This window comes from Streptomyces sp. NPDC104371, from assembly GCF_055583785.1.
This window is the reverse complement of sequence record NZ_JBVJNF010000006.1, coordinates 72,994-86,337: the sequence shown is the minus strand read 5'-3', so window position 1 is coordinate 86,337 and position 13,344 is coordinate 72,994. Positions and strand designations below refer to the sequence as shown.

Annotated in this window: 8 protein-coding genes, 2 tRNA genes and 1 other RNA gene; 9 read left to right on the top strand and 2 right to left on the bottom strand. The window is 71.7% G+C overall.

The window, feature by feature from the left end:
• The first annotated feature begins 2 nt into the window (after positions 1–2).
• The 3 genes from ACZ60T_RS19660 to ACZ60T_RS19650 all read left to right on the top strand — a co-directional run bounded on the left by ACZ60T_RS19660 (position 3) and on the right by ACZ60T_RS19650 (position 3,520).
• Positions 3–1,475 carry an ATP-binding protein gene (locus ACZ60T_RS19660; protein WP_469667033.1) on the top strand — a complete coding sequence of 491 codons (1,473 nt, stop codon included), beginning with the start codon at positions 3–5 and terminating at the stop codon, positions 1,473–1,475.
• 451 nt (positions 1,476–1,926) lie between these two features.
• Positions 1,927–2,160 carry a helix-turn-helix domain-containing protein gene (locus tag ACZ60T_RS19655; RefSeq protein ID WP_469667031.1) on the top strand — a complete coding sequence of 78 codons (234 nt, stop codon included), beginning with the start codon at positions 1,927–1,929 and terminating at the stop codon, positions 2,158–2,160.
• A gap of 79 nt (positions 2,161–2,239) precedes the next feature.
• Positions 2,240–3,520 carry a tyrosine-type recombinase/integrase gene (locus tag ACZ60T_RS19650; protein ID WP_469667030.1) on the top strand — a complete coding sequence of 427 codons (1,281 nt, stop codon included), beginning with the start codon at positions 2,240–2,242 and terminating at the stop codon, positions 3,518–3,520.
• Between the two features lie 62 nt (positions 3,521–3,582).
• Here the strand turns inward: ACZ60T_RS19650 and ACZ60T_RS19645 are convergent.
• Positions 3,583–3,670: transfer RNA gene (locus ACZ60T_RS19645), tRNA-Ser, on the bottom strand.
• A 72-nt stretch (positions 3,671–3,742) separates the two neighbouring features.
• Between ACZ60T_RS19645 and ffs the strand changes: the two genes are divergently transcribed.
• The 6 genes from ffs to ACZ60T_RS19615 all read left to right on the top strand — a co-directional run bounded on the left by ffs (position 3,743) and on the right by ACZ60T_RS19615 (position 13,113).
• Positions 3,743–3,839: signal recognition particle sRNA small type (gene ffs, locus ACZ60T_RS19640), an RNA gene on the top strand.
• A 76-nt stretch (positions 3,840–3,915) separates the two neighbouring features.
• Positions 3,916–6,135, top strand: a complete 2,220-nt coding sequence (locus ACZ60T_RS19635) for a DNA polymerase III subunit gamma and tau (protein WP_469667029.1) — start codon at positions 3,916–3,918, stop codon at positions 6,133–6,135.
• 157 nt (positions 6,136–6,292) lie between these two features.
• Positions 6,293–7,549, top strand: coding sequence for a phosphoribosylamine--glycine ligase (gene purD / locus ACZ60T_RS19630; protein ID WP_469667028.1), 1,257 nt, complete (start codon positions 6,293–6,295; stop codon positions 7,547–7,549).
• Positions 7,550–7,939: 390 nt separating this feature from the next.
• Positions 7,940–10,408, top strand: a complete 2,469-nt coding sequence (locus ACZ60T_RS19625; protein WP_469667357.1) for a M48 family metalloprotease — start codon at positions 7,940–7,942, stop codon at positions 10,406–10,408.
• A gap of 223 nt (positions 10,409–10,631) precedes the next feature.
• A complete protein-coding gene (locus ACZ60T_RS19620) occupies positions 10,632–12,128 on the top strand; it encodes a N,N-dimethylformamidase beta subunit family domain-containing protein (RefSeq protein ID WP_469667027.1) in 1,497 nt (498 codons plus the stop codon).
• Between the two features lie 85 nt (positions 12,129–12,213).
• Positions 12,214–13,113: a phosphoribosylaminoimidazolesuccinocarboxamide synthase gene (locus ACZ60T_RS19615; RefSeq protein WP_469667026.1), complete on the top strand. Its 900-nt coding sequence runs from the start codon at positions 12,214–12,216 to the stop codon at positions 13,111–13,113.
• A 57-nt stretch (positions 13,114–13,170) separates the two neighbouring features.
• Here the strand turns inward: ACZ60T_RS19615 and ACZ60T_RS19610 are convergent.
• Positions 13,171–13,246, bottom strand: a tRNA-Gly gene (locus ACZ60T_RS19610).
• Positions 13,247–13,344 lie beyond the last annotated feature (98 nt).

The following is a 13,344-nucleotide window of genomic DNA, read 5'->3' as shown; positions in this document are numbered from 1 at the left end:
CCATGTCCGAGGACGAGAAGACTCCGGCCCGCCAGATCATCACGGACTACGCGCAAGCGCACTTCCGGTACTTCCGTACCGCCGACGGCACCGTGTACGCGCAGAAGAATGGCCATCCCGTGGCCCGCCCGATCCGCTCCCAGGGCACCACGGGAAGCCACCGCCAGGAACTCATGGTCGGTCTCTTCCACGACGGGCACGGCGTGTTCAACGGCACCGCTCTCAAGGAGGCATTGGACTTGATCGAAGCCCTCGCGCTGACCGAGGACGTACAGCCTGTCCACATCCGCGTCGCGCCGGGGTTCGACGGCGCGACATGGCTCGACTTGGGCCGGAGCGACGGGCGGTCGGTTCGTATCCACCCCACCGGTTGGGACATCGCCATTCCCGACCCGCGTGAGGTGTGTTGGCGCCGCACGCAGCTCACGGGGGAGTTGCCCCTGCCGGTCAAGGACACTGACAGCAAGGGCATCGATCTCCTGATGCGGCTGTGCAACTTCGCCAATGCCGAGACGGAGTGCCTGGCCATCGCGTGGCTGGTCGGCTGTCTCGGGCCGTCGGTGCCCGTGCCCGCTCCGTTTCTCACCGGCCCGCAGGGCGCCGGCAAGTCCACCGGCGGCCGGATGCTCGTGCGGATCGTCGAGGGCATGAGCGGGGACCTGCGCCGGGCCCCGAAGGACGAGGAGAACCTGATCGCGGCGGTCGCGGCCGGATGGGTCACGGCCCTGGACAACCTCTCCCACATGACCCCGGACCTGTCGGACGCCATGTGCTGCATCGTCACCGGCGCCGAGAACGTCAAGCGCGCTCTCTTCACCGACGGGGACGTGTTCCGCGCTCGCTACCGCCGCCCCTTGCTCCTGACCGGCATCGACGTGGGTGTCATCCGCCCCGACCTCGCCGAACGGCTCTTGCCACTGCGCCTGGAACGTCCCCGGGTGAGGCGCACGGAAGATGAGCTGTGGACGGAGTACGCGGAGGTGCTGCCCGTCGTCCTCGGGTCTCTCCTGGATCTCACGGTGAAGGTCCGCGCAGTCGAGGCGGAGACTCCCACCGACCTGCGGATGGCGGACTTCGCGCACCTGTGCGCCCAGCTCGACGCGGCAACTGGCCTCGGAGCGCTCACCGCTTACCGGGCCAGTCTGGACGACCTCAACGACGACGTGATCGAGGGCGACCTGTTGGCGCAGACCGTCCTCCGGCACGCCGCCGACATCGAACCGGGCGCAGAGCGGCGGATGACCTCCACGGAGTGGCTGCACTGCCTCACCCGCCTCTACACCGGCGAGGACTTCCGTCCCCTGCCCAAGGGGTGGCCGACCACCGGCAAAGTCCTCTCCGACCGTCTCAAGCGTCTACAGCCGACCCTGGCCGCCCGGGGCGTCCTCATCGACTCCGGCCGCACCAGGGAGGGCCGCTACATCGAGATGACCCGCTCACCGGCCACGCCCCCGCACGAGCAGCAGGCGTTCTGACCGGCACCGCCACGACCGCACGAGCAAGAGGAGCACCACCGGCCAGGCGTGCTCCTCTTGCTGTTCGGCGGCGGCGCCGCCCTGCGCTGGACGCGCCGCGAAGCGGCTCCTTCTTCACGCCCTGAGACGCACCGCACCACCACAGACACCCCCCTCTCTTTTTCCTAAGTGGGGAACGCTGCGTCACCTGCGTCACAGGCGCCCGGAAAACGCCGGGTGACCTGCGTATACGGCCGTGACGCAGACGGCCGCCCTCTGCGTCACGCCGCGTCACCTGCGTCACGCGTGACGAACAGTCTGCGTCACCGGTGACGCACCATTGGCGCTCCGCGTCACCCGAAACCCGCAGGTCAGACAGCATGAATGACGCAGGTGACGCGGTGACGCAGAAATCCGCACCTAGGACACACGCGAACTCCCGATACAGACTCCGCGCAGAGGAGACCGTTCCATGAGCATCGCCACCGTGGACATCGCACCACTCGCTGGGGCTGGCGACCCGGCCCCCGTGCTGCTGACCGTCGAAGAGGCCGCCCGCTGCCTCCGCATCGGCCGCACGACCTGCTACGCCCTCATCCGCGCCGGAGCCCTGGAGTCCCTGACCATCGGCGGACTCCGACGGGTCCCCGCTGACGCCCCGGCCGCCTACCTCGCCCGGCGCCGCGCCGAGCAGCGCGCCGCCTGATCTCACCATTCCGGAGCGCCGCCCGACATTCGGGCGGCGCTCCGGTCTGTCTACCTCGTACCGACCGGAGGAACTGCCAATGGCAGAGGAGAAGAAGCGCACTCGCCGAGCCAACGGCGAATCGGCCATCTACCTGGGCAAGGATGGACGCTGGCACGCTCGTGTGCCCATGGGCTACAAGGACGACGGAACGCCCTACCGCCGACACCTGACGCGCCCTACCCGCAAGGAGCTGGTGGACGAAGTTCGGCGCCTGGAAAAGCAGCGCGATGAGGGGTCCGCGCGCCAGCCCGGCAAGCCGTGGACGGTGGCGAAGTGGCTTGAGCACTGGGTTGAGAACATCGCCAAGCCTGTCGTGAGCGAGAACACGTACGCCGGTTATGAGGTGGCGGTGCGGGTGCACCTGGTGCCGGGCATCGGCCGACACCGCATTGATCGGCTGGAGCCCGAACACCTGGAGAGCCTGTATCGCCGGATGCAGAGCGCTGGCAGCAAGGCGGGCACCGCTCACCAGGCCCACCGGACGGCCCGTACGGCCCTGGGCGAAGCGGTGCGGCGCGGCCACGCGGCGAAGAACGCTGCCGCGCTGGCGAAGCCTCCTCGGATGGAAGAGGACGAGACCGAGGTAGAGCCCTACTCGGTCGATGAGGTGCAAAGCCTCCTACTCGAAGTCAACAAGCGCCGGAACAGTGCCCGCTGGATGCTGGCCCTGGCGCTCGGGCTGCGACAGGGAGAGACGCTCGGCCTGCGGTGGTCCGACGTGGACCTGGACAACGAGTACCTGAAGCTTCGCCGGAACCGGTTGCGGCCGAAGTACGAGCACGGGTGTGGTGATGCAGCGCCGTGCGGCCGGAAGGCCGGGTACTGCCCGGCCCGGGTGCAGGTGCGGCGCGAGACGAAGAACACGAAGTCACGCGCCGGGCGTCGCGCCGTGCCTCTCCCCGGCCCGCTCGTCGTGATGCTCCGCTCCCACAGGGAGACACAGGCCCGAGAGCGCGCGACAGCCCGGAATCTGTGGACCGAGTCCGCCTACGTGTTCACCAAGCCGTTGGGCGGGCCACTCAGCCCGAACACGGACTATCACGATTGGAAGCGGCTGCTGGAAGACGCCGGCGTCCGGAACGGGCGTCTGCACGACGCACGGCACACCGCGGGGACCGTGCTCATGCTGCTCGGGGTACCGGATCGGGTCATCGACCAGATCATGGGTTGGGAGCCGGGCGGGGCGGCACGGATGCGTGCGCGGTACCTGCACGTGACCGATCCCATGCTCAAGGAGGCAGCGCAGAAGATCGAGCGCGCCATCTGGGGAGCCCCGGGAAACCTCGCTGTGGACAAAGACCAGGACAACGAGGCGTGAGGACAACGTCGAAGGGCCCCCTGTTTCCAGGGGGCCCTTCGACATCGTGCCCGGTGAGGCACTGGCGGAGGATACGAGATTCGAACTCGTGAGGGGTTGCCCCCAACACGCTTTCCAAGCGTGCGCCCTAGGCCTCTAGGCGAATCCTCCGCCGCAAACATTACATGACGTTGAAGAGTGCTTGCGAACTCGTTCGGGCTCCGGCGATCGGGTAGGCTTGGGCTCAGCCCCTCACGCGGCGCTATCTGACTGAACTCCCCCAGGGCCGGAAGGCAGCAAGGGTAGGTCGGCTCTGGCGGGTGCGTGGGGGGTCTTGTGCGTTCCGGGCCTGGTGGAGCGGGGGCCGCGGCCTCGGGCTGGGCAGGTTGTCGGTGGGCGCCTATAACCTCGTATGCGTGTCGTCTCTCGCGTTGTACCGCCGCTATCGCCCGGAGTCGTTCGCCGAGGTCATCGGGCAGGAGCATGTCACCGACCCGTTGCAGCAGGCGCTGCGGAACAACCGGGTCAATCACGCGTACCTGTTCAGCGGTCCGCGCGGCTGCGGCAAGACGACCAGCGCGCGGATCCTGGCCCGCTGTCTGAACTGCGAGCAGGGGCCGACGCCGACGCCCTGCGGCGAGTGCCAGTCCTGCCGGGACCTGGCCAGGAACGGGCCGGGCTCCATCGACGTCATCGAGATCGACGCCGCGTCGCACGGCGGTGTCGACGACGCCCGTGACCTGCGAGAGAAGGCGTTCTTCGGGCCCGCGAGCAGCCGGTACAAGATCTACATCATCGACGAGGCCCACATGGTCACGTCGGCCGGATTCAACGCGTTGCTCAAGGTCGTCGAGGAACCGCCGGAGCACCTCAAGTTCATCTTCGCCACCACCGAGCCCGAGAAGGTCATCGGGACCATCCGGTCGCGTACGCACCACTACCCGTTCCGCCTCGTGCCGCCCGGGACCCTTCGGGACTACCTCTCCGAGGTGTGCGGGAAGGAGGGCATCCCGGTCGAGGACGGGGTGCTGCCGCTCGTCGTGCGCGCGGGCGCGGGGTCCGTACGTGACTCGATGTCCGTCATGGACCAGCTCCTGGCCGGTGCGAGCACCGACGGCGTGACGTACGCCATGGCCACCTCACTGCTCGGTTACACGGACGGCTCGCTGCTCGACTCCGTCGTCGAGGCCTTCGTGTCCGGTGACGGGGCCGCCGCCTTCGATGTCGTGGACCGGGTCATCGAGGGGGGCAACGATCCGCGGCGGTTCGTCGCCGACCTGCTGGAGCGGTTGCGGGACCTGGTGATCCTGGCCGCCGTGCCCGACGCCGTCGAGAAGGGGCTCATCGACGCCCCCGCCGACGTACTGGAGCGGATGCAGGCCCAGGCGGGCGTCTTCGGCCCGGCCGAACTGAGCCGTGCCGCCGATCTCGTCAACGAGGGGCTCACGGAGATGCGCGGGGCCACCTCGCCCCGGCTGCAGCTCGAGCTGATCTGCGCGCGCGTGCTGCTGCCCGCCGCGTACGGCGACGAGCGCTCGGTCATGGCCCGGCTGGACCGGCTGGAGCGCGGTGTCGACTTCTCCGGTGGCGGTGCGAGCCCTGCCATGGGGTACGTGCCGGGGCCCGAGGCGCACGGCGGGGCGGGCGGCGCGGCCGTGCCGCCCGGTGGCGGTGTCGCGGCGGCTCGTGCCGCAGTGCGTGCCAGTGGGACGGCTGCTCCGGGCGGGTACGAGGCGGCGCCTGTTTCGCCGCCGCCCGCGGAGACCGCTCCCGCTGCCGCCCCAGCGCCCGCCGTCCCTGCGGCTCCGCAGCCGCAGGCAGCACCCACGGCCGCTCCTGCCGCCCCCACCGCCACTCCTGCCGCTCCCGGTGCCTGGCCGACCGCTGCCGCTGCGGGCGGCGCCCGGAAGCCAGGTGGGTGGCCCACGGCCGCCTCCGCGGGCGCTGGGCGGGCGACGGCCGCACCCGCCTCTTCCGCCCCGGCACCCGTCGCCTCTCCGGCACCCGCCGCCTCCGCCCCGGCTGCCGCGTCGGCGCCCGGCGGGCTCGACCCCCGTGTGCTCTGGCCGAACATCCTGGAGGCCGTCAAGAACCGCCGCCGCTTCACCTGGATCCTGCTGAGCCAGAACGCCCAGGTGGCGGGCTTCGACGGGACGACGCTGCAACTGGGCTTCGTGAACGCGGGCGCGCGGGACAACTTCGCGAGCAGCGGCAGCGAGGACGTGCTGCGGCAGGCGCTGGCCGAGCAGTTCCATGTGCAGTGGAAGGTCGAGGCGATCGTCGACCCGTCCGGCGGCTCGGCCCCGCCGACCGCCACGGGCTCCGGGTCCGGCGGCGGCTTCCACTCCGGAGGCGGAGGCGGCGGTGGATACGGCGCTGGCGCACCCGCCGTGTCGCGCCCCGCGCCCCAGCAGGCCGCCCCGACGGCGCGCCCCGACGCACCGACGGCGTCCGCACCGGCCCCGGCGGCGCCTACGGCGCCCGCTCCGGCCGCCGCCGAGCGACGCGTGGTCGCCCCCGAGGACGACATGCCGGAGGAGGACGACCCCGACCTCGACGAGTCGGCCCTCTCGGGTCGCGAACTGATCGTCCGGGAGCTGGGGGCGACGGTCGTGGAGGAGTTCACGAGCGAATAGGCCGCAGGAGAGGAGCGGAGCAAGGGCACTCTCCGGGCCTCTTCGGGCCTCTTCGGGCCTCTTCGGGCTTCTTTGGGATGAACCCACAAGTCCGTGCCCGGCTCCGCTTCGGTGGCCCCCACAAGGCCGCGCGGCTCCGCCCGTTAGGCTGACCCCCGTGAAGGTCCTTGTCATCGGTAGCGGTGCCCGCGAGCACGCCCTGTGTCGTTGTCTCTCCCTCGACCCCGACGTCACGGCGCTGCACTGCGCCCCCGGCAACGCCGGTATCGCCGAGGTGGCCCGGCTGCATCAGGTCGATCCCCTCGACGGAAAGGCCGTCGCCGCGCTGGCCACGGACCTCGCCGTCGACCTGGTCGTCGTGGGCCCGGAGGCGCCGCTCGTCGCGGGCGTCGCCGACGCCGTACGCGCCATCGGCATCCCTGTCTTCGGCCCCTCCCAGGAGGCCGCGCAACTGGAGGGCTCCAAGGCCTTCGCCAAGGACGTGATGGCGGGGGCGGGCGTCCCGACCGCCCGTTCGTACGTCTGCACGAACGCGCGCCAGGTCGAGGAGGCGCTCGACGCGTTCGGCGCCCCCTATGTCGTGAAGGACGACGGTCTCGCCGCGGGCAAGGGCGTCGTCGTCACCACCGACCTGGAGGCCGCGAAGGCCCATGCGGCCGGCTGCGAGCGCGTCGTCATCGAGGAGTTCCTCGACGGCCCCGAGGTGTCCCTGTTCGCCGTCACCGACGGCACCACGGTGCTCCCCCTCCAGCCCGCCCAGGACTTCAAGCGCGCCCTGGACGGCGACGAAGGGCCGAACACCGGCGGCATGGGCGCCTACTCGCCGCTGCCGTGGGCCGACCCGAAGCTGGTCGAGGAGGTCCTGGAGACCGTCCTCCAGCCCACGGTCGACGAGATGCGCCGCCGTGGCACCCCGTTCTCCGGGCTGCTGTACGCGGGCCTTGCGATCACCTCGCGCGGGGTACGCGTCATCGAGTTCAACGCCCGCTTCGGCGACCCCGAGACCCAGGTCGTCCTCGCCCGCCTGAAGACTCCGCTCGGCGGTCTGCTGCTGGCCGCCGCCAACGGCAGCCTCGCCGACCTCGAGCCCCTGCGCTGGAGCGACGACGCGGCGGTCACCGTGGTCGTGGCCTCGCACAACTACCCCGGCACCCCGCGCACCGGCGACCCGATCACCGGACTCGACGAGGTGGCGGACCAGGACGCCCCGTTCGCGTACGTCCTGCACGCGGGCACCCGGCGCGAGGGCGAAGCGGTGGTGAGCGCGGGCGGACGCGTGCTGTCGGTCACCGCGACCGGCGCGGACCTGACCGAGGCCCGTCGTCGGGCGTACACGGCCGTGGGCCGTATCGGGCTCGACGGCTCCCAGCACCGTACGGACATCGCGGCGAAGGCTGCGACGGCCGACATCTGAGCGCCGCAGACATCCAAGGGTCCCGTATCCGTCGCAGGATGCGGGGCCCGCGCGTATGTCCGGCCTGCGGCGAAATGTGCGACGAGGCGTGCGACAAGGGGGCAAGCATGGGGGAGATCCTCGCCCTGGGTCATCCACCTTTCCCCAGAGCCATTCCATCGAGTGACCGATGACCCATCCGGCTGACGACAGCCGGGGCCCCAACTAGGGTGCCGCGCAAGCGTTCCGGCACTTGGCCCACCGGCATTGCGATGTCAGTGACGGGTGCCACAGTGGGGGAGTGAGCAACGCACGGGCATCCGGCGGCGACTTCCGTGACGGAGAGCGTCACGGCGTCTTTCGCGCCGGACAGAGGCGGGACAAAGGGGGTGCCGTTCGGTCGTGACCGGGATGAGTGTGGAGATGGGCGCGCAGGCCGCGCGGTCACGGGCCCTTGCCGTGCTGCGGGTCCGCGGCCGGGCGCTGGCCGTCGCCCTGCTGCCCGCGGCGGTCGCCGTCGTACTGCTCGCGGGCGGCGCCACCGGCCGTCTCAGCGGAGGCCACTGGGCGACCGCGCGCTGGATCATGACCGGCGTCGCCGTGGTCGTCCTGCTCTCCGCCACGGGTGTCGCCCTCGTCGTCTCCCGCGCCCGCCCGGCCATGAGCCCGACGGTCCCGATCGCCGAGGAGTCGGCCCCGGATCTGTACCGCATGGTCCGCGATCTGGCGGACCGCCTCGATGTCCCCGCCCCGTCCGCGATAGCGCTCACCCCGGACTGCGACAGTTGGCTGGAGGACCGCACCCACCCCGCCCACGGCAAGCCCGCCTCCGCGTCCGCGCGCGCGACAGCGGGGACCTGGGGGATACGCGGCCTGTCGGCCTCCCGGCAGCATCGCGCCGCGCCCGTGCTCGTCATCGGCTCGCCGTTCCTGTGGTGGATGCGGGTGGGCGAGCTGCGCGCGGTCCTCGCCCCGGTCGTCGCCGGTACGGGCCCGTCGGCGCACCCTGACATAGCGGCGGCGCGCCGTTTCGTACGGGGGCTGGACGCGGCCGTGGCCGTGACGTCGACGCCCGGCCGCGGCCCCCTGACCCGTACGGTGCTGACCGGCGTCGGCTGGGTGGTCCGCCTGCTGCTGCGAAGCTGCCGCGGGCATGCCGCGGAGATGGAGCGCGGCGTGGCGGCGGCAGCGGCCGTGCGTGCGCAGACGGTCGACTACGGCCTGCGGATCGTCGCCCAGGAGCAGGTCGGGCTGGCGTACGCGGGTTGGGACCGGCTGCTGACCCGGGTCGCGCTGCCGGCCTGGCGGATGGGGCGCTGGCCGTCGCGCCTGGACGCGGGCGTGGTCGCGGCGCTCACGGAACTCTCGCGCCGGGACCGACTGGCCGAGAGCTTCACCTCCCGCCTGGGCGAGCGGCCGGCCTGCGATCTGCTGGAAGAGCCCGGCATCGTGGACGAGGCCGCGTCGCTGCTCGCGGCCCGGCTCTTCCACGGAGGTCCGGCCCGGCCCGGCCCGGACTGGGCCCCGGTGGACTGGCAGGCGTACCCGGACGAGGTCGTCGACCGCAAATGGCGCACGGACGCGGCCCGCCTCCAGCGGGTCCTGGACACCCTGGGCGTCCACCACACCACGGACACGACCGCACCCGACGCGGACGGGCCGACCCTGGACCGGGTGCTGGAGTACCTCACGGTCCGAGCGGACGGCGGCGAGGGCGCGGGAGCGCGCGGCATCGCCCGCGCGGGAGGCGCGGAGCGGCCCGACCCGTTCGGACCGGCCCAGCGGCCCGGGAGAAGCGAGCCGGTCAGGCGGAACGGGCGGGTGCAGCGCGTCGAACGGGCTTCCGGCGGTGCGGTGATACCCGAGACCGTGGAGACGCCGGGCGAGGAGGACGGGTCCGGAGACGACGGCCCGTCCAGCGGCATACGCGCCCTCGCGGCCGACGGCACACCGGAGAACGGACGGGGGACGCCCGATCTACGAGCCGCGAGCACCGGAAGGGGACCGGATGACCTGCGGCCCGACGACGCGCACACCCCGAACGGCGACGCTTCCGCGGACGAGGCCCACCGTGATCCTGCGAAGGCCCCCGGCCCCGAAGGCGCGCCGGACGGCCCGGTCGGTGGCGACGGTGACGTGCACGCCTCGAATGGTGGCGCCTCTGCGAAGGCGCCCGGCACTGACGGCGTACCGGGCACCCTGGGCGGCAGCGACGCGCACGCTCCGAACGGGGACGCTTCCGTGGGCGAGGTCCACCGTGATCCTGCGGCGGCCCCCGGCGACAACCCGGTCGGTGGCGACGGCGACGCGCACGCCCCGAACGGCGACGCTTCCGTGGGCGAGGTCCACCGCGCCCCCGCGACGCCCCCCGCCCCCGAAGGCGCGTCCGACGCCCCAGTTGGCGACGGCGACGCGACCGGCGACTTCGACAGCGCCCCCGCCGTTCTGTTCGCCCCCGATGACGAGAGTCTTCTCGCCGATGGGCGTACTGCCGCGCTCCTCGCCGGGCTCAGTGCCGAGGTGGCGCGGGAGGGGGCGGCGATATCCGACGGCGCGGACGTCGGGCAGTCGGCCGCGCCGGATCGCACGCCGTGGGACGACGGGATGCTCCCGCTGTTCCCGCTCCAGCCGCCCAGCACGGGCCGTGAGCTGCTCGTCGACCATGTCACCGCGATGGTGTGCTGCGCCGCGATGGACACCGCGGGGGCGGTGCCGGGCCTCGACTGGCTGGACGGCCCGTCCCTCCTGGTCCGCGGCGAGCGCACGGCCGACCTGGCGTCCCGGGTCCTCAGTCTGGTCGAGGAGGGCGACCCGGCCCCGCTGCGCACCTGGCTCGTCGGACTGGGCATACGACCGGAGAAGCCGCTCCGGTTGGTCTGACCGCCACAGGACCCGTCCCATCTGCGCAAGGCCTCCACACCGCAGGGTCGCGGCCCTCACCACTGGCCGGAACTTCCCATTCCGGTCACGTCAATTAGCGACGAACGGTGACGGAGCGCGTGCGTAATGTGATGTGCTGGGACCGATCGGGCGCCGGCCACAAGCTATCGGGCGCAAGGCAAGAGCCTAGAAGGCTCACGGGGGACGAGGGAGGGGACATCGTATGGGCTCGGAGCACATTCGCCGTTGGGAGTCGGGTGCCCTCGCGCACGCGGTGACGGACCCCTTCGGCCAGGGTCCGGTTCCTTGGCTGCGGGGCAGTGAGACGTACTTCGACGACACGGGCCATGTGGTCCCCTGGTATGTGGACCCGGCCCCGCCCCCCATCCCGTCCCAGGCCAAAGGGGCGCGCATCCCGGCCCCGCGCACGAGCGGTCCTCGCTCGGCCGACGACGTCCACCGCCAGATCAAGGGCTTCACGTCCGCGGGCGCGGTGGCCCCCGGCGAGGCCATCGACTTCCACATCACGGTCGACCCGCCGCAGGAGTTCAGCGTCGACGTCTACCGGATCGGGCACTACAGCGGCGACGGCGCCTTCAAGATCACCACCAGCCCCCGTCTCCCCGGCATCGTCCAGCCCGCCCCGCTCACCGCCGACCGCACGGTCTCCTGCCACCACTGGTGGCTCTCCTGGCGGCTGCCGATCCCGTCGTACTGGAGCGTCGGCGCGTATGTCGCCGTCCTCACCACCGCCGACGGCTACCGCTCCCATGTCCCCTTCACGGTCCGCGACGCCCGCCCGGCCGATCTGCTCCTGCTGCTTCCCGACGTCACCTGGCAGGCGTACAACCTCTACCCGGAGGACGGCCACACGGGCGCCAGCCTCTACCACGCCTGGGACGCCGACGGCCGGTTGCTCGGCGAGGCCGAGGCCGCGACCACGGTCTCCTTCGACCGCCCCTACGCCGGAGCGGGCCTGCCCCTCCACGTCGGCCACGCCTACGACTTCATCCGCTGGGCCGAGCGGTACGGCTACGACCTCGCCTACGCCGACGCCCGCGATCTGCACGCGGGCCGGGTCGACCCCACCCGCTACCGGGGCCTGGTCTTCCCGGGTCACGACGAGTACTGGTCGACACCGATGCGCCGCACCGTGGACCTCGCCCGCGAACACGGCACCTCACTCGTCTTCCTCTCCGCCAACACCATGTACTGGCAAGTCGAGTTGGGCCCCTCCCCGTCGGGCGTCCCCGACCGCCTCCTCACCTGCCGCAAGCGCCGCGGCCCCGGAAAGCCCGCGCTGTGGCGGGAGATCGACCGTCCCGAGCAGGAGACGATCGGCATCCAGTACGCGGGCCGGGTGCCCGAGCCCCACCCCCTCGTCGTCCGCAACGCCGATCACTGGCTGTGGGAGTCGACCGGCGCCCATGAGCGCGATGAGCTGCCGGGCATGGTCGCCGGGGAGGCCGACCGCTACTTCCCGCGCGCCCGGCTGCCCGAGCATCTGAGCCGCATCCTGCTCTCCCACTCCCCGTACCGGGACAGCGAGGGCGCCCTGCGTCATCAGGAGACCTCCCTGTACCGGGCCCCCTCCGGCGCGCTGGTCTTCGCCTCCGGAACGTTCGCCTGGTCCCCGGCGCTCGACCGCCCCGGCCATGTGGACACCCGCATCCAGCAGGCCACCGCGAACCTCCTGGACCGCATCTGCAAACGGGACTGACACGTTCCGCACGGGCCCCGTGGTCCGGCTCGCCGCCCGCATACGGGAGAATCGAGCCAGTTGGAGAGAACCACGGGGAGGAACCGTGTCCGGATTCGTGGAAAAGCCCGAGCCTGTACAGGTGCCGGGTCTGGTGCATCTGCACACCGGGAAGGTGCGTGAGCTGTACCAGAACGAGGCGGGCGACCTCGTGATGGTCGCCAGCGACCGTACGTCCGCATTCGACTGGGTGCTGCCGACCGAGATCCCGGACAAGGGCCGGGTCCTCACCCGGCTCTCGCTCTGGTGGTTCGATCAGCTCGCCGATCTGCTGCCGAGCCATGTCCTGAGCACCGAACTGCCGCCCGGCGCGCCCGCCGACTGGGCCGGGCGCACGCTGGTCTGCAAGTCGCTGCGGATGGTTCCCGTGGAGTGCGTGGCCCGCGGCTACCTCACCGGCTCGGGGCTCGTCGAGTACAAGCAGTCCCGTACCGTCTGCGGCCTCGCCCTCCCCGACGGCCTGGTCGACGGCTCGGAGCTGCCCGCCCCGATCTTCACCCCCGCGACCAAGGCCGCGGTCGGCGAGCACGACGAGAACGTCTCCTACGAGGAGGTCGCCCGCCAGGTCGGTGCGGAGACCGCCGCCGAGCTGCGACAGGCGACCCTCGCGGTCTACGGTCGCGCCCGTGACATCGCCTGTGACCGAGGGATCATCCTCGCGGACACCAAGCTGGAGTTCGGCTACGACGGCGACACCCTCGTCCTCGCCGACGAGGTGCTCACCCCGGACTCCTCCCGCTTCTGGCCGGCGGATCAGTGGGAGCCGGGCCGCTCCCAGCCGTCGTTCGACAAGCAGTTCGTACGGGACTGGCTCACGTCCCCGGCCTCCGGCTGGGACCGCTCGAGCGAACAGCCGCCGCCCCCGCTGCCGCAGGCGGTCGTGGCGGAGACGCGCGCGAAGTACGTGGAGGCGTACGAGCGACTGACGGGCCTCACCTGGTCCTAGGGGCCCAGTACGGAAACACCGAAGGCCCCGGTCGTCATGACCGGGGCCTTCGATATCTGGAGCGGACGACGAGGCTCGAACTCGCGACCTCAACCTTGGCAAGGTTGCGCTCTACCAACTGAGCTACGTCCGCACTGCGCACTGCGCGAGAGCAACTATACCCAACCTCACCCCTGCGCGAGACGCACTGCCGCCGACCGCTGTCCGTACCCGGCCAGGCCTCACGCAGCG